Here is a 19,177-nt window from a genome sequence, read left to right as displayed (position 1 = left end):
GCTCATCGGGATACTTCTTCGGTGCTGCCACGGATGACTCCCTTCAGCTCCATCAGAGCATGATCGAAAGCCTCCGAGCTACCGGGGGAACCTCACGTGGGTCTCGGCGTCAATCACCACGGTGGCATAGCGGTGCCGCCGGCGCAGAGCAAAATCGTCAACGCCGATCACACGGGGCATCCGCCCAGTGGGCAACGGGATGCGCAGCAGGGCGCGCAGGGCGGTGTGGCGGGACAGGCCCATGGCCAGTATCGCTAGCAAACGTGAGCCTGCCCGGCCCGCTAACTCCTTGACCACGGCCTTGACCTGCCTGTTCAAACGGGCCGTGCGGCGCTGGTATCGCTCCAGCACCCCAGGAACCTGCTCGCGGAAGGTGCGGCGGCAGCCGCGCGTGGGGCACACCAGACGCCGCACCCGCACGCGGACCACCACCCGGCGCCCGTCGACCGGAACATCGGCCACCATCCGCCAGTGATAGCCGTGGACCCGTCCCGACGCGGCCCCGCACATCAGGCAGACCGCGGTGTCCTGCTGCGTTCGGGCCCGCACCACGATCCGCTCACCCTCGTCGACCACGTCCTCGATGACCAGCGGGGACAACCCCGCAAACACCGCCTGCACAAGCTTGTTGACGTCTTCCACATAGGAGGCAACCACACCCCACCACCCTCCGTCACCACCGAATGTGAGACAGGGCCTGAAATCAGGAGTTTCCTGCTGGGACCGGAGCTGGGCAACCTCTCCGACGACCAGCACAGAGGATCTCCATCCCCTGCAAGCTAGGACTGGGCGGCGTTTCTCACCGCCTGGCCACCGGTATAGCTTCATCACCGGTATATTGAGGCCATGGCCACGCCCACGCCGCTTCGGGAGCCCACCTTCCTGATTCTTACCGCGCTTGCGCGGGAGCCCATGCACGGTTACGGCATCATCAGCGACGTCGCCGCGCTCTCCGGCGGTCGGCTGGCACTGCGACCCGGCACCCTCTACGGCGCGCTTGATCGCCTCACCGACGAGGGGCTGGTCGAGCGGGACCACGAGGAGGTCGTCGAGGGGCGGCTACGCCGCTACTACCGGCTCACCGAAACGGGCCGATCCGTGCTCACCGCGGAGACCGAACGGCTGCGCCGCAACGTCGAGGCCGCCAGCCAGCGGCTACGGATTCGGCCCGCAGGCATCCCCGCCGCCGGCGGCACCTCACGCGCCCCTGTCAACCTCCCGGGGGCGGTCGCCCGCCCCACCCTTCGACCGACCGGAGGCCTGGCATGAACCAGCCCAACCCCGCGCCGGAGCAGGCCGGATCACCGCTGGAGTCCCGCTACCGGCGACTGCTGCGGGCCTACCCGGGTGACTACCAGGCCGAGCGGGGCGACGAGATCGTCGGAACGTACCTCGACACGGTCAGACCAGGGCGACGCTGGCCCTCCCCACACGACGCCCTCGACCTCCTCGGTGCCGGGCTCCGGGAGAGACTGCGCGGGTACGGCGCCTCCGGGCTGGCCGCGGCCTTCCCCCTAGCCGCGACCGCCGCGCTGAACACCCTCGTCGCGGTCGCGACCTTCCTGCTCCTGCAGGTCGAATTCGAAGACCCCCACTTCGCCAGGCTAGACCCGGTTGGTCCGTTCCAGACCCTCGGCGCTGCCATCTGGCTGGGCTGGCTGGTCGTCGGCCTCACCGCCACGGCGCTACCCTGGGCCTGGACCCGCACCGCCGCGGCCGGTGGTCTCCTGCTGACTGTCGCCGTGCCACTCGTTGCTGCTCTCATCGGACAACCCCGGCCGCCGCTGTTCGTGCTGCTTCCCGCCGTCGCGCTTGGCCTGGCCACCCTCGCGCTGCCCTCCCACCCCGGCTGGGTAGCACGTAGCCTGCCGCTGCTCACGGCCGGCTGTGTAGCAGCCGTGTCCGTGGCATTCAGCGCCGCTGAGAACGGCGGAAATATGCTCACCTCGTACAGCTCGACTCCCGAGCTGTTGGCGATGGCCGGTGGGCTGATGTTCGCACTGGTCCTACTCGTCGGCATCGGCCGCGCCCTGCGAGCCGACGACGCCGGCCTCTGGGCGACCCTGCTCCTCGCCACACCGGCCGGCCTGTTCGGCGCCAACCAGCTCAGCCAGGGAATCTGGGGCAGCCACGGCGGCGGGCCTACTCCGGCGGCACTCGCCGCCACGACCGGTTCGATCATGCTGGCCGGCGCGGCGCTGCTAACGGCAGCCCTCGCTGGACAAGCTTCCCGACACCGGACCATACGCCGACGAGTACGCGGCAACGCCTGCCCGACCTGCGGACACCAGCCGGAGGCAACAGCAGAGGCCTGACCATCCCACAACCTGGCTACCCCCGAAGGTGATCAGGCGGTGTCGACAGGTTTGGGTGCGGATTATTGGTCGTCTCGTCGGTGTCGGGCCAGAGCCGGACCGCCCGCGCGGCGGCGTCGAGAATCACCTGGGCATTGACCTGCACCCGCGACTCGGGGATGTCATACGCCGGCCACTCGCAGACGAAGGCCACCGGCCCGGCCGGCGGTAGCGGCCAGACCCAGTAGTGGGCCACGTGCCGTCGGGCGTCCGACTCGGCGCTGCCCGGAAACAACAACGGACCAGGTGGCTCGGTGTCCAGCGGTGTGAACGCGTGCCGGTCCATGTTGGTGACGCTGCTCCCGTCGGCGAAAAGCACACCGACCCGGAGGAACTCGGCCGGCAAGGGCGTACCCGCCCAATACCCGATCCGGTGGTGGTGCGAAAGATCGGCCCGGTGGTCTGGCGTACGCAGAACCGCAGTCACGCTGAACTCCAAGCCTGTGGGGTAAGCGAGCAAGCCGCTGATCGCGACCGCCGCGCGGTCGGTGTGGACCAGCAGATGGTTTTCGGCCACGACACCGGGGATCACGTCCCCGGGTTTCATCCAGGCGGGACGGGGTGGTCTGAGCAGTTCTGGCTCGACGTCCGGTGCCGCTACCTGGCGATCGAAGAAGCCCATACGGCCCACCTTCGCACAAACCCACGCCGTCGTCGGACCGCCGTGCACCACCGAAGTCAGTTCCGGCACACACCCGGCGGTGCCCCGGACGGGCACCCATCGGTGGCCGGCAGGGCGTCAGCAGGCATCGACTGATCTGCGATGCGTCGGTCACGAAGTGTGATGCCTCGCGTGCATACGCGGACACCGGGACATCTCAACTGGCCGCCAGGAAGTGTCAACGCGATCGACGCACCACATAGGCACACCCCTGCGGGACCGAGTCCGCAGAACTTTCCTGGTTCCCTCGCCGCCCTGAAGCTTCAGAGCCGAACAGAGAACACCTAGCCCATCACCACCCAGTGCCAAGCGCCTCTGCTACCCGGCAGGGGCGCTTTTGCATGCCCAGAAAAATGAGGAATCAGTGCAAGACCACCAGAGCCATTCAACTCGACCCGCCCATCAACACTCTCAACCTGTCGACCAAGCCGCTCACGTGGCTGGATCTCGGCCGCCAGCTCCCGCGAACCCGACGCACAACCGCCCGCCCAATGTCGAACACACTCCTCAGTTCGCCAAACGAGCCCTTCAGAATTCCCGAACTCACGGCGGACTCGCCGACACCTCCTGGGAGCCGGCTGCGGTCTACCGGCATCTGGACCGTCTGAGTGGCATCGCGCAGCGGGCCGGTATCGAGGTCGTGCGCGTCGGTACCGGTGACATCCGGGCCGACGCGCTCGACCCGGAGCACCGCTTCGCCTCCATGCCCCTGTTCACCCTCGGCCCGAACGGTGAGCGGGGCATGGCACGGCGGCAATGCACCGGCGAGTACAAGATCAAACCCATCAAAGCGGAGGTGCGGCGCCGGTTGGGCTACCCCCACCCGACGCGAGTACCGGCCGGGGTCTGGGCGCAGATGGCGATCGGGATCAGCGTAGACGAGATTGGTCGGGCACGGGACTCCGACGTCGGCTACATGCGCAACGTGCACCCGCTGCTGGACCTGGGCTGGCGGCGCAGCGACTGCCGACGTTTCCTGGCCGAGCACGGTCTCGCAGACACCCCGAAGTCGTCGTGCGTGGGCTGCCCGTTCCACGACGACGGCTTCTGGCTCGCCCTACGCGTGCACAGCCCACAGGAGTGGACTGACGCGGTCGCCTTCGACCGCGCCATCCGCCACGGCTCGGCCCGGGCCAACGCCGACGGTCACCCGCTTCGCGGGCAGTTCTTCCTGCACCGGCAGCGGGTACCGCTCGACGAGGTGACGCTGCGCCCCCGACCCCGGGCGGAGAATGCGCCTGGTTGTGGGCCGTGGACCTGCCCTCACGACGAGCCGGTGACAGCCGGCGCCGGGCGCGGGGAGGTGGCGTGAGCATTGCGCGCGCCACCTCCCCCCGCATCGGGTCGCTCTGCAGCGGGTACGGCGGGCTCGACATGGCCGTCGAGCTGGTGCTCGGCGGCCAGCTCGCCTGGTACGCCGAAACCGACAGGCACGCCGCCACCGTCTGCGCTCACCACTGGCCACACGTCGCCAACCTTGGCGACATCCGCACCGTCGACTGGACGACAGTCGCGCCCGTCGACATCGTCACCGCTGGGTTCCCTTGTCAGGACATCTCCAACGCCGGCAGACGTGTCGGCATCACCGGTAAGCACTCCAGCGTCTGGAACCACGTCGCCGAAGCCGTTCGCGTCCTTCGACCGCAGCTGCTCTTCGTGGAGAACGTCGCCGCTCTCCTTCGGCGAGGACTCGACGTCGTCCACCGTGATCTGGCCGCGATCGGGTACGACACGAGCTGGCTATGCCTACGCGCATCCGACGTCGGTGCCGCCCACCGCAGAGACCGGCTGTTCCTGCTGGCCACTCCCGCCGAGTCACTCGTGGGAGGTGCGGACGTTGCCGACACCGTGCGCCCGTGACGGTAAGGGCCCCGGCCACCAGTACGGGCTGCCCGACCTCATCGAGCCCGCCGGCACCCGTCATGGCCTGCTGCCGGGGCCGACCGCAGCGGCACACGGGTCGAACAGGTCACCTTCTGCCGGTGCTGTCAGGCGGCCCCGCTTGACCGGCGTCGCCACCCGAGCGCTGCCCTACCCGACCATGACCGACAGCCGCCCCTCAGCCACCGCCGCGAGTAACACGCCCACCGAACATCAAGGGCTGATTCCAGGCGGCGTGGCACGGCTCCTGCCCGCCCCGAGGGTCAGCGACACTGGCACCGCGGGACGGCGCGCCGGGCCCGGTTTTCGGCCGCCCTTGTCGCAGGTGCTGCTGCCCACCCTGCGGGCCACCGACGGGACGAAGGGCTGCCCCGGGCAGCGCGGCTCGCACGGCGACCTGACGCTGCCGTCGGCGGCCGTGCGGGTACCGGCCCGGACCCTGCTCACCCCACGCGTGTCCGACGCGCGTGGGCCCGGCCAGCACGGCGATGGCGGTGCGGATCTGCGCACCGCCGTCGCCGGGCTCGGCCAGTCCTACGCAGATCAGTGGGGCGTCTACGCCGTCGCTGTGGCTCGATGGGAGCTGCTGCTCGGCCGGCCCGCGCCGGCACCCACCCAGCCGGGCCAGCACGGTAAGCCCGTCCTGGCGCCGCCGTTCGTGGAATGGCTCATGGGCCTCGACGAGCACTGGGTCACCGACCCAATTCTCGGGCTGCCGCGCACCGCCGCACTACGGGTCCTCGGCAACGGCGTCGTTCCCCAACAGGCTGCCGCAGCGTTGCGGATTCTGCTGTGCCCCCTGCGGTGGGAGGTGCCCGCGTGATCATCGGTCACCGCGCGGGTAAAACAGGCTACTTGGGGTTCTCCGTCCGGCCTGCCTGCTCGGTGCTGTCGTCAGATGGTGGGCCCAGCCAGGCGTGGACCGTCGCGATCTCATCGTCGGAGAACGTGATCTCCGCAGCGTCAGCACGGCTGAGGACGTTGCCGACGAAAGCTACTGCGATCTCGTCGGCTGTTGGTGGGGGTTGACGGTGCAACGGGCAACCACCGAACGACGTGCCCCGCACGACGAACCCGACGGCGTTGCGGCTGACCGGCAGCCCCTGCTCGCGAAGATGGTCTCGGGCCCAGCTGGTGCACTGGGTCAGGTTGAACCGCTGGGACTGGGCGTACTCGGCGAGTGTCCGGTAGATCGCCGGCCACCAGGGTTGCGGCATTCGCGGCAGATCGAGCTGGTCGCCCAGGCGCTCGATGGGATCCGGCAGGGCGACGCGTGACGGCGTCGCGGTGACGGCTTTCGGAGCCGGATGGCGGCTGGTGTCCCAGAGCAGGTGCTGGAACATCCGCAGGTGCGGCAACGTCAGGCTCGCCACGGCGCGGTTGAAAGTGCCGAAGCCGAACCAGTTGCTGTCGCTCACCGACGGCTCGAGCTGCTTCCGCAGCCGAGTAGCGAGCGAGGCCATGTTCAACGGCTCGGTCGCCGTGGCGTACTCCTGGGTCACGAGTGACCGAAAGGCCTCGTACGCCTCGCTCTGGCCAGAGGCAGGGGCGTCACCGTCGGCAGCGACCACATGCTCGTCGAGCTCGTCCTCCACCTCACTGTCGGGCTCGTCGTCGAGGTCGATCGACTCGCCCTGCACCAGTGCCAGCAGGTGCTGGCTGTCGAGAACCTGGTCGGCGATCGCGGTGAAGGCCTCGGCTGCGTCGGCCGGTGACACGATCATCGTTCGCCGGTCGGAGCGGCGCAGGCGTTGCAGCAGCGGTGTCATGTCGGAGTCGCCGGAGGCAATGACGAACTCGTCGTACCGGGTGTCGGCGGACAGCGCGTCGACGGCGTCGACGACGATCCTGATGTCGGCCGCGTTCTTTGTGCTGTTGTAGCGAGGGCAGTCGATCACGTCGAAGCCGGCGCGGACGAACGAGGGCCGGAACTTCGAGTAGTACAACCGTGACTGCTCCTCGCCCGGGTCTGCGCGGTACACCCAGCCCGCGGGGTTGAGGTAGCAGCGCAGAACCAGCCAGCGCCGTGTGCCACCCGTCGTGGCCGTCGTCGCCAACCGGTGCAGCCATCCCCCAGGATCCTCGGCGAAGTGAACTGCCACGTCCGGGTCCAACTTGTAGAGGCCGCTGAACACGTTGTCGAAGTCGAGGTAGAGCGCCGCCCGAACGTGATTCACGAGCGCAACCTACCAACGCTGAGCAAGGACGCCATCACACGTACTGCCGTGTCGGCAGTACGTGTGATGGCGGGGCGAAGGTCCGCCGCGAGCGAGGCCCACACCTGTCCAACCTGATCGCTCTCACTTCCCTTCCGACGATTCGGAGTACTTACCGTGACCAGCCACGACATTGATCCCACAGAAACGCCCAACACCCCCGGCAGCGATGGCGGGGTGTGGACCGAAGAGCGCATCCGCGCACTCGGCGCGATTACCGACCTTCCCACCGCCGGTCGTGTCTTCGGCCTGGGACGCGCCCTGTCCTACGACCTCGCCCGCACCGGCAACTTCCCGGCGCCGGTCATCCGCGTCGGCTCCCGCTACAAGGTGCCCGTCGCCGGAATCCTCACCACCCTCGGGCTGCAACCCGCCACCGGTGACTTGACCCCGGACGCGAAGCGAAGCGTCGATCACCACGACGCAATCAGAAGCACCCTCCCGCCGGACACCCACGGCGGCGCTGGAAAGAAGGAACCGTGACCCGCCCGAGCAGCCCCGAAGGCGCCATCACCAAACGATGCACCTGCACCGACCCCGACACCGGCAAAAGGTTAGGCGGGCGATGCCCGAAACTACGCCGCCCCGGCGGCGGCTGGCACCCCACCCACGGCGTGTGGGGCTACCAGATCGAACTACCCGTCCGGCCCCGACAGACCCGCCGGCAGCTACGCCGTAGCGGCTTCGACAGCCGCGACACCGCCACCAGCGAGCTGCGCCACGCCCGCGGCCTACTCGAACTCGCCGACGGCGACACCGACCTCGCCGCGCAGATCGGCGACCTGCTGCACGCCTGCCGGCCCGGCACCCCACTACCCGACCGCGACGCGGTCGCCGCCCGCGTCCGCGCCGGTGTGCCCGCCTGCGTGCCCACCACCACTGCTGAGTACCTCACCGCCTGGCTCGCCGGACGTCGAGGTCTGGCGGAGAAAACGGTACGCGGCTACTCCGACCACATCCGCCAGTACCTGATCCCCCATCTCGGCACGATCCCGATCCAGAGCCTGCGCACCGGCCACATCGAGGCCATGTTCACCGCCATCGCACTCAAGCAGGACGAGATCCGCGCCGCCCGCGCCAGCACCGACCCCCACACCCGCGCGAAGGGTGAAAGGTGTACGACCGATGGGTGCCTCAAGCATGCAACGGCTGTACGCCACAGTCCGCAAGGCACTCAACGACGCCGTCATCCGGTCGAAGCTGATCCCCAGCAACCCCGCCCTCGGCGTCGAACTGCCCTCCGGGAAACGACCCAGGGCACGGGTCTGGACCACGAAGGCGATTCAGCACTGGCAGGTCACGAGGAACCGCCCAAGTCCGGTCATGGTGTGGATGCCAGAGCAGGCCGGACGGTTCCTCGACCACGCCGAGCGCCGCGACATCGCCCTCTACGCGATGTTCCTACTGATCCTGCACCGAGGGCTACGCCGCGGTGAGGCGTGCGGGCTACGTGACCACGACGTCGACCTCGACGCCGGCTACCTCACTGTCGTCGAGCAGATCACCACCGTCGGCTACACCCCCATCGTCCGGCCCGTCAAAAGCGACGCCGGCGACCGGATCATCCCCCTCGGCCCGAAAACCATCATCGCCCTACGCGCCTACCTCGACATGCGCCGCCGCTGGCAACACGTCAACGGCACCCAATGGTCCAACACCGGCCGGTTCTTTGTCCGCCCGGACGGCAAGGAGTGGCATCCCCAGACGATCAGCGACCGCTTCGACCGCCTCGTCGCGAAGGCCGGCCTGCCGCCAGTACGGTTGCACGACCTCCGCCACTGCGCCGCCACCTACCTCCGCCACGGCGGCGCCGACATGAAAGAGGTCCAGGAAACCCTTGGCCACTCCACCATCAGCCTGACCTCCGACACCTACACCAGCGTGATTCTCGAACTCGAACGCGGCAGGGCCGACGCCGTCGCCGACCTCATCCCCCGCGACAACCGCGCGGCCTGAACCACCCCCGCATCTTGTCGGCAGGTGTGCCGCAGCAGCTTGACACAGGTATCGACACGAAACCGGCCCCTCCCACCTCGGGAGGGGCGACACGAAACCGGCCCCTCCCACCTCGGGAGGGGCCGGTTTCACGCGTTCCCTGCACTTCTCGCCTGACTGTCCGCTCGGCCCCCTGGCTTCCACCACCGCCACGGCGCCGGCCAGCCGGTCGTAGGCCCGGCCGTCTCGGCTACGGCGCACCCGGCGGCGGCCGGTGGTCGTGGATCGAACCACCCACCGAGTACCGGGCACGACCGTGCAGGTGTGCGGCCTGTACCCGTTCGGCACCGGCGCGTCGACGCCGATGATCGGCGTGTCCGTCGGCCGGCACCTCTACACCGGCTCGGCGGTCTGCTTCGACCCGATCTCCTGGTACACCCGCGCTCGACTGATCAACAACCCGTCGGTGTGGATCGAGGGCGAACCCGGCATGGGCAAGTCCACGGCGGTGCGCCGGATGGTCCTCGGCCTCACCGCCCAGGGCGTCACCCCGCTGATCCTCGGCGACCTCAAACCCGACTACGCCGAGCTGGTCCGCGCCCTCGGCGGGCAGGTGCTGCGCGTCGGCCCCGGCCTGGACCGCATCAACCCCCTCGATGCCGGCCCGTGGCGCCAAGTCCTCGACCGTGTCGACGAGCGCACCGGCGCCGTCGTACGCGCCGCGGTGACCGACCGGCGGCTCAACATGCTCGTCGCCCTGGCCACCCTCGTGCGGCGCGGGCCCGTCACCTCCGACGAGACCACCGTCCTCGCCGCCGCGCTGCGCTACCTCGCCGAGCGAGAGACCGACACCCCGCCAGTACTCTCCGACGTCCTCAACGTCATCCGCGACGCCCCGGCGCAGGTCCGCGCGGTCACGCTGTGGCAGGAGGACCAGGACGTTCCCCGGTTCCGGGAGGAGACGGCCGGCCTGCACCGCACCCTGCTGGCGCTGCTGCACGGCCCACTCGGCGACACCTTCGAGGGGCAGACCACCACGCCGATCCGCCTCGACACCCCGGCCGTGTGCGTCGACATCTCCAGCATCGACGACACCGACGAGCTGCGTACCGCCGCGACCCTGCTGTCGACCTGGTCCTACGGCTTCGCCCAGGTGGAGGCCGCGCACCTGATGGCCGACCTCGGCCTCGCCCCGGCCCGCACGTTCTTCACCGTCCTCGACGAGTTGTGGCGGGCGCTGCGCGTCGGGCACGGCCTGGTCGACCGCGCCGACGGCCTCACCCGGTTGAACAGACAGAAGGGAACGGGCACCGCGTTCATCACCCACTCGTTGGCCGACCTGGAGGCGCTGCCCACCGCCCACGACCGGGCCAAGGCCAGAGGCTTCGCCGAACGGTCCGCGGTGCTGATGATCGGCCCGTGCTCGGAGCAGGAACTCGACGCGGTCGCGCGGGTCCGGCCGCTGTCGCAGGCGGAGCGGCGTGAGGTGCTGTCCTGGTCGGCGCCGCCGTCGTGGACGGCGGCTGAGGGCAGCGGCACCGTCGGCCGTGGCAACTTCCTGATCAAGGTCGGATCGCGGCCGGGTATCCCGGTGCACCTGGAACCCACCGAGACGGAGATGCGGCTCGGCAACACCGACTTCCGCTGGACCATGACGTGAGCCGGCCGGCCGGGCCGCGCGGTGGACACGACGACGCGGGCCTGATCGTCGGTGGTATCGCGGCCGGGGTCTTGGTCCTCGCCAGCGGCGCGTGGCTGCCCGTCGTGCTGGCCCGCCCGCCCGGATACACCGGTGGCGGACCGATCCAGGTCGCCGCAGCGGTGCTGCGCGGTGACATCACCTGGACCACCACCTGCACCCTCATCGCCGTCGCCGAGGTGACCGTCCTGCTGCTCCTGGCCGTCGGTGGGGCCGCCGCCTGGCGGTGGGCTCGCCGGCAGCGCACCCGCGTCGATCCGGCCGCCCGCCGCATGGCCAGCCGCAGAGACCTCGCGCACCTCGGGCCGAAGGGTGTCGCCGACAGCGGGCGGCGGCTGCGGCCCAGCCTCGCCGACGTCGACCGGCTCGACCCCGACCAGCTCGGCGTGCTGATCGCCCACACCGTCGCCGGCGGGATGCCGCTGCGCCAGTCGTGGGAGGACATGGCCGTCGACATCTGGGGCCCGCGAACCGGCAAGACCACCTGCCGGGCGATCCCCGCCATCGTCGCCGCCCCCGGCCCGACCCTGGTCACCAGCGTCAAGGGCGACATCGTCGACGCCACCCGCGAGATCCGCGCCGCACGCGGCACCGTATGGGCGTTCGACCCGCAGCACATCCTCGGGCCCAAGCAGGGCATGTGGTGGAACCCGCTGCGTGCCGTGGCCACCATCACCGACGCCCGCCGCCTGGCCGAGCACTTTGCCTCCGCCGAGCGCGAGCCCGGCGTCAGCCGCGACGCCTTCTTCGACCCGAGCTCCGAGGAGTTGGTGGCGAACCTGCTGCTCGCGGCGGCCGTGGCCGGCCGGGACATCCTCGCCGCGTACCGGTGGGCTGTCCGCCCTCGCGACGACGAGCCGGCGGAGCTGCTGCGCGAGCGCGGCTACGAGCTGCCCGCTGACGCGGTCGCCGGGGTGGTCAACATGCCCGACAAGACGAGGGGCGGCATCTACGCGGGCGCGCAGAAGATGCTCATGTGCCTCACCGAGCCGACGGTCACCGCCTGGGTCACCCCACCCACGCGCGGCGGGGTCCTCGAGTTCGACCCGGCCGCCTTCGTCGCCTCCACCGACGTGCTGTACCTGCTGTCCCAGGGCGGCCCCGGCTCCCCCGCCCCGCTGGTCGCCGCCCTCACCGACGCCGTCCTGCGTGCCGGCGAGCTACGCGCCCGCACCTGCCCCGGCCGGCGCCTCGACCCGCCGCTGCTGAGCGTCCTCGACGAGGCCGCGAACATCTGCCGGCTACGCCAGCTCCCGGCCCTCTACTCCTTCTACGGCTCCCACGGCCTGCCCATCATCACGATCCTCCAGTCCTACCCCCAGGGCGTCGACGTGTGGGGCCGCGAGGGCATGCGCAAACTCTGGTCCGCGGCGAACGTACGCACCTAAGGCGGCGGCGTCGCCGACCCCGACTGGCTCGAAGAACTGTCCAAGCTCATCGGCGAGCACGACGTCACGACCAGGTCGACGAGCAGCAGCGGATCCGGGTGGGGCCAGCGGTCGGTCTCGCACGCCACCCGCCGGCAGCGGATCCTCGACGTGTCCGACCTGCACGCCCTGCCCCGCGGCCGGATGGTCGTCTACGCCTCCGGCGCCCCGCCCGCGCTCGCCCGCACCGCCCCCTGGCAGAACGGCCCCTACGCGGCGGCAATCCGCGCGTCGATCGCCCGCTGGGACCCCCACGAGCGCACCGACTGGACCCTCACCCCCGACGACGCCCCGCCGGAGCCGACCCCATGACCCTGCCCCAGCCCGGACCGGCCGGCGACCCGGTCGCCGACCTCAGCGCCCTGCTCGGCCAACTCGCCGGCGACCCGAGCGACACTCCGCCGCCGGCCGCGACGCCAGCCGCCGAGCCCACCGAGGCCGAGCCGGTCTACCGCAACGTCGAGGCGTTCGTCGGGGACTACCTCGCCCACGTCGTCGAGCGGCGCCTCGCCTCCGGGCCGACCCCTGGGGTGAACTGGTGCCCCCGCTGGTGGGCGCACCCCGAGGCGATCTCCCGCCTGTACGCGCTGTGGCGGGCGTGGGAGACCCTGCGGGTGTCCGACCCGCAGACCGGCATGAGCATCTGGTGGCGCGACCACCTCGACCCTCACCTCACCGCGCTCGCCGCCGAGTACGGGCCGTTCAACCGGTGCGGCCCGGACAAGCACGTCGAACCCAAGCCCCTGCCCGTCGAGCCGGCACCGCCAGAAGTCCTCGCCCAACTCCCGGATTCCAGCGTCTCCTGATTCCGTGGCATCGCCCGTCGGCATAAGCGAGCCGGTCGAGGCCGGTGGTGTCGGCCATCATCTCGCCGCCGACCTGCAGCTCGAAGCTACCGTCCACCGCATCTGCGCTGGTGCAGCCACCTGACTCACGGAAAATAGCCAACCCGGGGTCTACAATTTTCCTAGGTAAGGAGTAGACCCGGCGGCGTTGCACCCCGCCTCAGCCTGTGGCGTGTCGTACCGTCGGGACCATGCCATGCATCATTTGGGCGTGACATGAGGATGGGGCGGGAAGCCTAAGCCTCCCGCCCCGGGTGGGCACTAGCGACGCTTACGGCCGTCAAACCAAGTCGCCGCTACCTGCCCCAGCACTGCGAGGGCCTTCGCCGTCACGGCGAGGGCCCCGCGCTGCTCGTGGGCAGCCACGAAGGCAACCAACTCCAGCGCAGGGCCCGCGAATTGCCAGGTCCGTACCAGGTACGAAACCTGCCGCGTAGGCTCCGGCTCCTGCTCCTTGACCACTCTTCACTCCACTTCCGTGCCCACATCCGGAGCACCCGGGTAGCTCCGGGAAAGAGCCAGCCAGTAGAGGTCGTGCGATCGCAGCAGTGCTGGAGACTCACGTTACGGAGGGACCCCGTCAGATCCCGCCGCCGACACGCCAAGCCTCTTCCTGTACTCGTTCTGAGAGCAGCAGCCCGAGCGCGACCTCACGGCAGCCTCCCTGAGTCCGGGCAGGGCGCTGTAGAGGGTGCTGCGGGAGATGCCGAGCAGTTTGGCGATGGAAGACATCGACCGGTCGGGCTCGGCGAGCAGTTGCAGCGTGTAGGCGACTTCTACGGCGTCATCGCCGGTTGGTGATGGGCCCGGCCGGCGGCGCGCAGCTCGCGCAGGTCGGGGATGTGGTTGTAGAGGGTGCCGGCGTCGGCCACTCACCGGCCATCGGCCGGAGCATTTGACGCTCTTGGGTGGCTTTTTCGTTGCTGGTGGTGATGTCGCGGTTGGTGCCGGACATAAGCACAGTAGGAGGTGCCATGGACGGCAGCGAAGACCGTTTCACCGAGTTGTACGAGCGTCACCACGGTGACGTGTGGCGGTATGTGGCTCGGCGGGTCGTCGAGTCTGACGTAGGTGATGTGGTTGCCGAGGTCTTTCTCGTCGCGTGGCGCCGCCTGCGTGAGGTTCCGGCGGAGTCGGCCCTGCCGTGGTTGTACGGGGTGGCGCGGCTGGTGCTGGCCAACGAGGCCAGAGGCCGTCGACGGTGGCGGGAGTTGACGCTGCGCGTCGCGGCGGAGCCGAATCAGTCAGTGGTGGCGGATCACGCGGACGAAGTGATCAGCCAGCGTGACGCGGCGGTCGCGTTTGATCAGGTCCCAGAGGCCGATCGGGAGGTCCTTCGGCTGGTCGCCTGGGAGCGCCTGACCGCCGCCGAGGCGGCGGTCGTTCTCGGGTGCTCGCGCGCGACGTTCGCGATGCGATTGATGCGCGCCCGCCGCCGGCTTCGGGCGCAACTGAGTGTGGTCGGTGTCGAGGCGGGGCAGGCGCCGCGGACGGCGCCGTCGATGTCGAATTGGGGGCGATGAGATGAACGCTATCGATGAGGTGCGTCAACTGCTGGGCGGCTTGGATCCCGCCTGGGACAGCCGGCCCGAGGGCGAGGAGCGTCGCGCGCGCGACCTGGCGCGCATTCTCGCCTCCGACCGCACCGGTCGCCCGGCCAGACGGGCGATGCCGCGACGTCGTCTCGTGCTGGCGGCCGGCGCGGTGGTCCTGGCGATAGCTGCCGGTGGGGTAGCGCTGGAGACGGCCCGGGAGCCGCAACCGGCGTACGCCGCAACCCCCGCGATCCTCACCTACGGCCCGCCGGCGAGCGCGGAACCGGCCAACGTCCGACTGCGGCGCCTGGCCGAGGTCGCGGCAAGCCAGCCAGCACCGCAGCGGCCGGCCGGCACGGTCGAGTACCTGGAGTCGGCGAACTGGTTCCTGAACTCCTCGATCACCGGCGGGCGAACGACGTCCGCTGTCGTACCGGAGCAGTGGCGCTCCTGGCGGACCGACGACAACGCCGGCCGGCAGGTCTGGAAGGCACTGCCCCCAACGTTCCAATCCGACGCGGACCGCCGGGAGTGGAAGAGGCGCGGCGGCCGGACCGACTCGTCGGAAAAGACACGCGACTACGCGGCCGGCGAGTTCCACCGCTGGCGGGGCCCAGTGCCCACGGACGCCACCACGCTCCGCGCGTGGCTCACCGCGGGCGCGCCCGCGCCGGAGGCCCCGGTGCAGTACCTGGAGGCTGTCGCCGAACTCGCTGGCGTGCGGCTGCTGAACCCGGCGCAACGCGCGGCGGCACTCGACCTCCTCGCTGACCTGCCGGGCATCACGGTGACCGGAACTGTCACCGACCGCGCCGGACGGTCCGGGGAGGCGTTCTCGATCACCTCCGACGCCCATGGTCTACCCACTCAGTACACCGTGATCGTCGACCCACGTTCAGGCGCGCTGCTCGGATACGAGGCGGTGCTGACCGAGACAGCGGGCATGTTGAACGTGACGATCCCTGCGGTAATCACCTACCGGTCGTACCTGGTCGCCGAGTACACCACCATGCCCGGCTGACGATTCCGGGTGGGTGGCATCCTGGAAATGCCACCCACCCGGACGAGGATGCGATTGCTGAACCGCTCAGGGCATCAGCCGTGGACGTCCTCGGTCCGGTCGTTGTAGCTGCCCAAGTTCGCCGACGCCGTGCAGTCGGTCATCACCAGGTTGTCGCCGGCACCGTCGCCGAGGATGCCGCTGTCGCTGCCCGAACACCCAAGGAGCCCGCCACCCTGGTTGTTCGTGAATGACGTCGTCATGTCCACGAATCCCCAGGTGCTGAGGTCGTGCCAGTACTCGTCGTTGAAGCTGAGCTTGCGGCCTCCGAAGTTCTGGTGCTCGTAGATGCACAGCCAGTCTTCGTCGCACCCGTTCCAGTCGAGGGTGCCGATGGGTCCGGCGGTGCCCCGCCCTGCGGCGGTCGACATGGCGAGAGACGCCAGGTCGGTCTTCTCCTCCTCGCGGGAGGCGTAGCAGCGCACCTCAGTGCGCGACAGGACGGCGCAGGCCTGCGCGCCCTCCCAACTCTGGGAGAGGTCGATGGTGCGGCCTTGGAACGAGGCGAGCGACGTTTCGCGCAGGGCCTCACCGGATGAGGCGGCGATCGCTGGACTCGCGAGGCCGGTGACGCCGAGAGTGGCGACGACCGCGCTGGCGAGTAGCCTTGTGCGTGTCCTCATGGAACCTCCTCTGACAGGAAATGAGGGCGAAAAGCGGCCGCGGTGTGACTGCACCACAGCTGCGAACTGTTCGTCTCTCCAGCGGCTGGTCCCGTTGGAGAGACGAACAACCTGGCCCCGAAGCTAGACCTCGACTGATATCGACGCGACCCCGTAATGCGGGTAGGCGAGGTTTGCTCTGAAGGTCGCAACGTCAGTCAGGCGGGAGCTGGGTGAGCCGTTCTTGCAAGGCAGCAGCCTGGTCGTCGCGTTGGGCCGGAACGAGGCTAGGCAACGCGCTATACAGGGTGCTGCGGGAGACGCCGAGAAGCTTGGCGATCGAGGTCATCGTGCGGTTCGGCTCGGCGAGTAGTTGCAGCGCGTACGCGACCTTCTCTGGGGTCATCGCCGGTGGCCGACCGAGGCGTTGCCCGCGGGCACGAGCGGCGGCCAGGCCCTCGTTGGTGTTGGCCACGATGATGGTCCGCAGGTGGTCTGCCTGGGCTTACGAGGCCGGCCACTTGCAGCGACGCAAGATGCGGGTCCTGCGCCGCTGCCGGGGCGGCGCGGTGGTGACCTGCTGGAGGCGGCGCTCAATGTCGGTGGTGGCGCGCAATGTCTCCAGTGTATCCGAGGCGACGCGCGCCAAAATCTCGTCAAGGTCAAACTGCTCGTCCTGTGGCATAGCTGCCTCCTGCTTGGGCTGACGTCGGGACCGGGTCGGCCTGCAGCGCCTGGGCTAGTCGAGCGCGGGCATGCCGGATGTTCGACCGCACCGTCCCGACCGGTCTGCCGATCATGTCGGCAATTTCCGGGGCCTCGAATCCGTCCAGCTTGAACGCCATGACTCGGCGCTGGACGGGAGGAAGTTGCTGGAGCAGCGCGATCACCCGCCGGGTCTCCTCGCTGCTGCCCTCGAAGTCGTGCTGCCGCATCGGCAATCCGTCCCAGACGCTGCGAGCGGTGCCGATGTCGCAGGCGAGTTGGACGCCAGGATGCGCCTGCTCACGGCGCTGGCGGTAGGCATTCCGGCGAAGGTGACCCTCTGCGGCCCGATAAACCCACGAGCGCGGTTGTTGGATCAGGGTCCACCGGCGGAACAAGTCATGCATCGCCTGCTGGGTGGCGTCTTCGGCGTCGTGCCGGGTCGCACCCTGGTTGATCAGAAACCCCTCGACCCGCAGGCTGTACTTCCGAAAGAAGGCTTGAAACTCCTGCAGAGCCTTGTCGGTTACCGTGTGGGTCGTGCCGCCGGTGTGAGCCATAGAGATGGCCTCCATTCAGTGAGAGTGGTCATAGATGGCGTAGCCATGAGTTCTCCTTCCGGCGATGAGGTTGGTCAGCCCCGGCCCTGCGCTGGGACTGCTACGGAAGCCCGATGGTGTCGGGCATCCTCGGTTCTATCAGGGGAGTGCATCGAGCTGGCGGTGCCGTGCAACGTCTCGTCAAGATTTTCCACCCGGTCTCGCGCACTCCAGGGTTACGGTGCGGCGGGACGTCCATAGCGCAGATAGACGAAGAGCGTGAGGCACGCGGTCATGACCGTGAGCGCGGTGACCGCCAGTGACCCCGACGCCAGGTAGGCGCTGGGAACTCCGATCAGGGTCGCGTTCACCAGCGTCAGCATCTTGCCGACCTCGTCCGGACCACGGCGCGGCCGACTGACGGACCGATCGACGCGTCGGCCCGGGGCGGCCGGATCCGTGCTGGTGCGTGCCTCAGTGGACATAAGCAGACCTCCTCGCTCTTCACGGGCTGACGACTCTTGCCGTCACGCCCCTCTACACACACATTGAGTGCAGGCAGAGGAGGCGCCGGTGCAAGAAGTGAGGGCTGGCGCACACCGTTGCACGAAAGCGCCGCAAGGCGTCCGGGTACCCCACCTCACCGCGCTCGCCGCCAGGTCACGAGGGCTACGACGATGGAGGCAGCACCGGCGGATAGTGGGTGGGGGCACCGCAGCAGCACGTCCAGGTGTGATGGCCGTAGTGGGTGTGCGACGGTGGGCAGGGGCAGGGCATCCAAGCTGGTACCGGCCGGTGGTAAGCGGGTAGCGTTCGGACCCGGCGCAGTAGGCCGGGACGGGAGCGACGAACTCGCGGTGCCCGTCGCGGGTCACGCGGACCTGGTGGGCGACGACGTCGCAGTGCGGGCATATCGGCACCGGACCGCCGGAGGTAGGACGGATCCGGCCATGGTCGGGGCAGGTCCAGTCGCCGGCGCGCAGCGTCGGTGTCCCAGTCTTCTCGGCGATGTCAGAGGTGTTCCGGATCCTCTACGAGAGCATCTTCGGAACCCTCATCGTGACGGGCACGGTGCAGCCGGTAGTGAGTTCGCTCATCAGCGGAACGGATTGAGTCAACACACCAGCCGGTCCTTGTATCAGCTCCGATACGTCTTAGGGTGTATGACGTAGTAAAAGAGAAGGGCGGGAAGCTGACGCTCCCCGCCCCGGGCATCACCGGTGGCCTCGGCCTAGGAACCAGCTCACCGTCGCATGCCCTAGCACCGCGAGGGCCTTCGCCGCCACGGCGAGGCCCTCGCGCTGGTTGTAGGCCGCCATCAGGGCGGCCATATCCAGCGCAGGCCTCGCGATCTGCCACACCCGCTCGGTTCGCGAGGTGACCCGCGGAGGGTCCTGCTCCGGCTGTTGTCGCACCGTGTTCCTCCTTGCCGGCTCCGGGGTTCGGAGCCCCGCGGTCGCTCCGAGAAGCGGCGCCGGACGGTAGGAGATCCACGGTTGGTGACAACCGCAGTGCCGAGGAATGACGGTATCCCACGAACCCGACACATCCCCGAATCAGTCCAGGTTCGACACGCCGATGACGGCGCACATCTGTTCGAGGCGCATCCGGCGGAAGCCGACAACGTCCAGATCGGCCAGCCCGAGGGGCGGGGAGGCAGGTAATGGGTGTTCAGCCACCAGCGGTGACGTGCTCGCACACCCGACGGGGCCGGTAGT

General features: G+C 69.4%; 19 protein-coding genes and 3 pseudogenes. 13 read left to right on the top strand and 9 right to left on the bottom strand.

The window, feature by feature from the left end:
• Positions 1–90: 90 nt before the first annotated feature.
• Positions 91–612 (bottom strand): annotated as a pseudogene (locus tag ACGFIG_RS21940) (transposase family protein); the annotation flags it as partial.
• 234 nt (positions 613–846) lie between these two features.
• Between ACGFIG_RS21940 and ACGFIG_RS21935 the strand changes: the two are divergent.
• Both ACGFIG_RS21935 and ACGFIG_RS21930 read left to right on the top strand, forming a co-directional pair.
• Complete coding sequence (locus ACGFIG_RS21935) at positions 847–1,269, top strand: PadR family transcriptional regulator (protein WP_393005564.1); 423 nt, start codon at positions 847–849, stop codon at positions 1,267–1,269.
• The gene (locus ACGFIG_RS21930) at positions 1,266–2,315 is read left to right on the top strand and encodes a GlsB/YeaQ/YmgE family stress response membrane protein (protein WP_393005562.1); all 1,050 of its coding nucleotides are present in this window, start codon (positions 1,266–1,268) and stop codon (positions 2,313–2,315) included. Before ACGFIG_RS21935 ends, ACGFIG_RS21930 begins: the two co-directional genes overlap by 4 nt.
• Before the next feature lie 16 nt (positions 2,316–2,331).
• On the opposite strand, the gene ACGFIG_RS21925 is transcribed toward ACGFIG_RS21930, so the two are convergent.
• Positions 2,332–2,976 carry a hypothetical protein gene (locus ACGFIG_RS21925; protein ID WP_393005560.1) on the bottom strand — a complete coding sequence of 215 codons (645 nt, stop codon included), beginning with the start codon at positions 2,974–2,976 and terminating at the stop codon, positions 2,332–2,334.
• 679 nt (positions 2,977–3,655) lie between these two features.
• Here ACGFIG_RS21925 and ACGFIG_RS21920 point away from each other — a divergent pair.
• The 3 genes from ACGFIG_RS21920 to ACGFIG_RS21910 all read left to right on the top strand — a co-directional run bounded on the left by ACGFIG_RS21920 (position 3,656) and on the right by ACGFIG_RS21910 (position 5,719).
• Positions 3,656–4,327, top strand: coding sequence for a hypothetical protein (locus ACGFIG_RS21920; protein ID WP_393005558.1), 672 nt, complete (start codon positions 3,656–3,658; stop codon positions 4,325–4,327).
• Positions 4,324–4,875: a DNA cytosine methyltransferase gene (locus ACGFIG_RS21915; RefSeq protein ID WP_393005556.1), complete on the top strand. Its 552-nt coding sequence runs from the start codon at positions 4,324–4,326 to the stop codon at positions 4,873–4,875. Before ACGFIG_RS21920 ends, ACGFIG_RS21915 begins: the two co-directional genes overlap by 4 nt.
• A 346-nt stretch (positions 4,876–5,221) precedes the next feature.
• Positions 5,222–5,719, top strand: coding sequence for a hypothetical protein (locus ACGFIG_RS21910; RefSeq protein WP_393005554.1), 498 nt, complete (start codon positions 5,222–5,224; stop codon positions 5,717–5,719).
• Positions 5,720–5,747: 28 nt separating this feature from the next.
• Here the strand turns inward: ACGFIG_RS21910 and ACGFIG_RS21905 are convergent, their stop codons facing one another.
• Positions 5,748–7,073: an NYN domain-containing protein gene (locus ACGFIG_RS21905; protein WP_393005552.1), complete on the bottom strand. Its 1,326-nt coding sequence runs from the start codon at positions 7,071–7,073 to the stop codon at positions 5,748–5,750.
• Positions 7,074–7,229: 156 nt separating this feature from the next.
• Between ACGFIG_RS21905 and ACGFIG_RS21900 the strand changes: the two genes are divergently transcribed.
• The 8 genes and pseudogenes from ACGFIG_RS21900 (at position 7,230) to ACGFIG_RS21865 (ending at position 15,574) form a co-directional block, all read left to right on the top strand.
• A complete protein-coding gene (locus ACGFIG_RS21900; protein WP_393005550.1) occupies positions 7,230–7,595 on the top strand; it encodes a hypothetical protein in 366 nt (121 codons plus the stop codon).
• Positions 7,592–8,077: pseudogene (locus ACGFIG_RS21895) on the top strand (site-specific integrase); the annotation flags it as partial. The gene ACGFIG_RS21900 and the pseudogene ACGFIG_RS21895, both read left to right, overlap by 4 nt.
• 175 nt (positions 8,078–8,252) lie before the next feature.
• On the top strand, positions 8,253–9,068 hold the full coding sequence (locus tag ACGFIG_RS21890) for a tyrosine-type recombinase/integrase (protein ID WP_393005549.1): 816 nt from the start codon (positions 8,253–8,255) through the stop codon (positions 9,066–9,068).
• A 259-nt stretch (positions 9,069–9,327) separates the two neighbouring features.
• Positions 9,328–10,707, top strand: coding sequence for an ATP/GTP-binding protein (locus tag ACGFIG_RS21885; RefSeq protein ID WP_393005547.1), 1,380 nt, complete (start codon positions 9,328–9,330; stop codon positions 10,705–10,707).
• 311 nt (positions 10,708–11,018) lie between these two features.
• Positions 11,019–12,485, top strand: a pseudogene (locus ACGFIG_RS21880) (type IV secretory system conjugative DNA transfer family protein).
• Positions 12,482–12,979, top strand: coding sequence for a DUF4913 domain-containing protein (locus tag ACGFIG_RS21875; RefSeq protein ID WP_393005545.1), 498 nt, complete (start codon positions 12,482–12,484; stop codon positions 12,977–12,979). The pseudogene ACGFIG_RS21880 and the gene ACGFIG_RS21875 overlap by 4 nt, the downstream one beginning before the upstream one ends.
• Before the next feature lie 1,013 nt (positions 12,980–13,992).
• The gene (locus ACGFIG_RS21870; protein ID WP_393005543.1) at positions 13,993–14,541 is read left to right on the top strand and encodes an RNA polymerase sigma factor; all 549 of its coding nucleotides are present in this window, start codon (positions 13,993–13,995) and stop codon (positions 14,539–14,541) included.
• A 1-nt stretch (position 14,542) separates the two neighbouring features.
• On the top strand, positions 14,543–15,574 hold the full coding sequence (locus ACGFIG_RS21865; protein ID WP_393005541.1) for a CU044_5270 family protein: 1,032 nt from the start codon (positions 14,543–14,545) through the stop codon (positions 15,572–15,574).
• Between the two features lie 74 nt (positions 15,575–15,648).
• Here ACGFIG_RS21865 and ACGFIG_RS21860 read toward each other — a convergent pair whose 3' ends face one another.
• The 6 genes from ACGFIG_RS21860 to ACGFIG_RS21835 form a co-directional block, all read right to left on the bottom strand.
• Positions 15,649–16,236: a peptidase inhibitor family I36 protein gene (locus tag ACGFIG_RS21860; protein ID WP_393005539.1), complete on the bottom strand. Its 588-nt coding sequence runs from the start codon at positions 16,234–16,236 to the stop codon at positions 15,649–15,651.
• A gap of 193 nt (positions 16,237–16,429) precedes the next feature.
• Positions 16,430–16,690 (bottom strand): helix-turn-helix domain-containing protein, encoded by a 261-nt coding sequence (locus ACGFIG_RS21855; protein ID WP_393005537.1) that lies wholly within the window; start codon positions 16,688–16,690, stop codon positions 16,430–16,432.
• Positions 16,691–16,720: 30 nt separating this feature from the next.
• Entirely contained in the window at positions 16,721–16,900 is a 180-nt protein-coding gene (locus ACGFIG_RS21850) for a hypothetical protein (RefSeq protein WP_393005536.1), read from the bottom strand.
• Complete coding sequence (locus ACGFIG_RS21845) at positions 16,878–17,495, bottom strand: RNA polymerase sigma factor (RefSeq protein ID WP_393005534.1); 618 nt, start codon at positions 17,493–17,495, stop codon at positions 16,878–16,880. The genes ACGFIG_RS21850 and ACGFIG_RS21845 overlap by 23 nt, the downstream gene beginning before the upstream one ends.
• 200 nt (positions 17,496–17,695) lie before the next feature.
• On the bottom strand, positions 17,696–17,842 hold the full coding sequence (locus tag ACGFIG_RS21840; protein WP_393005532.1) for a hypothetical protein: 147 nt from the start codon (positions 17,840–17,842) through the stop codon (positions 17,696–17,698).
• A gap of 1,173 nt (positions 17,843–19,015) precedes the next feature.
• A complete protein-coding gene (locus tag ACGFIG_RS21835) occupies positions 19,016–19,138 on the bottom strand; it encodes a hypothetical protein (protein WP_393005621.1) in 123 nt (40 codons plus the stop codon).
• Positions 19,139–19,177 lie beyond the last annotated feature (39 nt).

The sequence above is a fragment of the Micromonospora sp. NPDC049048 genome, assembly GCF_043197615.1.
Lineage (GTDB): Bacteria > Actinomycetota > Actinomycetes > Mycobacteriales > Micromonosporaceae > Micromonospora.
This window is presented reverse-complemented; position numbering and strand designations above follow the sequence as displayed.

Bases quoted from the DNA above. Each gene is read 5' to 3' on its own strand.
- ACGFIG_RS21850 (WP_393005536.1), bottom strand. From the start codon at position 16,900: ATGCCACAGGACGAGCAGTTTGACCTTGACGAGATTTTGGCGCGCGTC.
- ACGFIG_RS21930 (WP_393005562.1), top strand. From the start codon at position 1,266: ATGAACCAGCCCAACCCCGCGCCGGAGCAGGCCGGATCACCGCTGGAG.
- ACGFIG_RS21875 (WP_393005545.1), top strand. From the start codon at position 12,482: ATGACCCTGCCCCAGCCCGGACCGGCCGGCGACCCGGTCGCCGACCTC.
- ACGFIG_RS21840 (WP_393005532.1), bottom strand. From the start codon at position 17,842: ATGCTGACGCTGGTGAACGCGACCCTGATCGGAGTTCCCAGCGCCTAC.
- ACGFIG_RS21870 (WP_393005543.1), top strand. From the start codon at position 13,993: ATGGACGGCAGCGAAGACCGTTTCACCGAGTTGTACGAGCGTCACCAC.
- ACGFIG_RS21860 (WP_393005539.1), bottom strand. From the start codon at position 16,236: ATGAGGACACGCACAAGGCTACTCGCCAGCGCGGTCGTCGCCACTCTC.
- ACGFIG_RS21890 (WP_393005549.1), top strand. From the start codon at position 8,253: ATGCAACGGCTGTACGCCACAGTCCGCAAGGCACTCAACGACGCCGTC.
- ACGFIG_RS21865 (WP_393005541.1), top strand. From the start codon at position 14,543: ATGAACGCTATCGATGAGGTGCGTCAACTGCTGGGCGGCTTGGATCCC.
- ACGFIG_RS21925 (WP_393005560.1), bottom strand. From the start codon at position 2,976: ATGGGCTTCTTCGATCGCCAGGTAGCGGCACCGGACGTCGAGCCAGAA.
- ACGFIG_RS21935 (WP_393005564.1), top strand. From the start codon at position 847: ATGGCCACGCCCACGCCGCTTCGGGAGCCCACCTTCCTGATTCTTACC.
- ACGFIG_RS21845 (WP_393005534.1), bottom strand. From the start codon at position 17,495: ATGGAGGCCATCTCTATGGCTCACACCGGCGGCACGACCCACACGGTA.